Below are 1,716 nucleotides of genomic sequence, written 5' to 3'. Positions count from 1 at the left end.
GGCTTGCGGGTCGGCCGGGTAGGCGGGCGCGGGTCCGGGCGGCGTGTGACCGGGAGACGGCTGCCCCTGCGGCGGGACGAAGGCCCCGGGAACGCCCGGATCGTGTGGTGTACCGGCGCCCGGCGCGGGGTATTGCGGCGCCGCGCCCTGAGGTGTGCCCGCCGCCTGTCCCGGGTAGGGCGGCGGGCCGGCGGGCGGCGCTCCCGCAGTGCCGTACGGCTGCGGCTCGCCGGGGTAGCGGGGCGGCTCCTGCCGCGCCGCTCCCGCACCACCGGGCCCGGCCGCGTCCGGATGGCGCGGACCGACCCGGTCCGGGTACGGCCTCTCGTACGGCTGCGGAGGAGACCCGGGCACGGCGCCGCCGGGATACGGCCGGCTCCGGACGCCGTCCTCGAGCGGGTAGCGGGGCGGGCCGGGGTAGGGCGGCGCCTCGTCGCCGGCGCCGCGCCGAGGCGGCGCCTCGTCCGGCCGCCGAGGCTCGCCGGGGTAGCGCGGCCGTTCAGGCCTGCTGACCGCTCGCGGGTACTCGGGCTGCGCGCCACCGGCCTCGCGGCCGTCACGGTTCCCGCGGCCGCTCCCGGCGGCGCGCTCGGTACCGTCGCGTTCCGGGGGGCGGGGTTCTGCTGGGGGAGTCACGGTGTTGCTCCTCGCGATGAGCTGGTTGGGAGTCGGAGAGTGAGCGGGCCGGGTCAGCCCGCGAGCATCGGCACACACAGCAGGGGCACACCGAGGCAGAAGGCCAGCAGCCCGGCCCGGACCCATCGGTGTTTCTCGGAGACGATCCGGCTCAGCTCGCCCAGCGAGGCGGCCAGCGAGTCCAGCGGCGCCCGTTCGGTGTCGGCGAGCGCGTCCCTGAGCCGGCCGTCGGCGGCGGCCCGGCGGATGTCGGCGAAGTAGGTGAGCGGCCGCCCCGGCTGCCAGCGGCTGTCCCGGTAGCGGGGGAGCACGGCCATCAGCAGCGAGCCGAGTGCCAGCAGCAGACAGCCGGCGCCCGCCCACCACACGATCTGGGCGGGGACGGCCAGCCGGCCGGGCCCCCAGGAACGTCCCGTCAGCACGCTGGTGACGGTGCCGACGGTCATGCCGATCGCGCCGAGCAGCACGGACGCCTTGCTGTCCGCGCGGGCGACCTCGCCGCGCAGCTCGTCCAGGAGCCGCTGCGCGGTCGCCACGGCCGCCTCGTCGGCCGGACGGCCGGCGGGCGGCGCCGAAGGCGCGCCGGCCCCGGGGTCGGCGGCACCGGCGGTCGTCACGACCGCCCCGCCGGTCCGCCGCCCGCGGCCGGGCCCTCACCGGACTCGGGAGCCGCGGCGTCCCCCACCGCGGTGGCGCCCGGCACCGGCCCGCCGCCCGGCACGGAGCTGTCCGTTGGCGGTCGGCCGGAATCCGGCGCTTCCGTCGTGTCGTGCTGGGCACCGGCGGCGGTCGGGCCGTCGGCGGCTGCCGGTGTGCCGACGTCGCCGGCCGGGGCACCGCCCGGCGCGGGCGCGCCGTCCGGCGGGGTGATGCCCGCTGCTGGGCCGCCGAACGCGCGCGGCGCCCCGGGGCGGGAGGCCGCGTCGGACGCGGCCGGACGGCCTTCCTCCGCGTCGGCTTCGGGTGGCCCGTCGCCGGGCTCCGGGACTCGGGCGGCGGCGGGTGCGCCGAGGTTCCCCGCCGGGAGGGCGCCTGGGGCGCCGGGTGTGGGTGGTGCCGCCGGGCGGTCGGTGGGAGGAG

1 protein-coding gene and 1 pseudogene are annotated in these 1,716 nt (G+C 80.1%); both read right to left on the bottom strand.

The genetic code is table 11. The annotated features are described in order from the left end of the window. Window positions 1-689: 689 nt before the first annotated feature. Window positions 690-1,253 (bottom strand): Pycsar system effector family protein, encoded by a 564-nt coding sequence (locus tag FNX44_RS26620; RefSeq protein WP_323369683.1) that lies wholly within the window; start codon window positions 1,251-1,253, stop codon window positions 690-692. After that, a pseudogene (locus FNX44_RS29310) lies at window positions 1,250-1,716 on the bottom strand (hypothetical protein); the annotation flags it as partial. The pseudogene FNX44_RS29310 and the gene FNX44_RS26620, both read right to left, overlap by 4 nt.

It is taken from the genome of Streptomyces alkaliterrae, assembly GCF_007097205.2.
Classification (GTDB): Bacteria; Actinomycetota; Actinomycetes; order Streptomycetales; family Streptomycetaceae; genus Streptomyces; species Streptomyces alkaliterrae.
The sequence above is the reverse complement of the archived record's forward strand: the minus strand, read 5'-3'. Positions and strand labels throughout refer to the sequence as shown.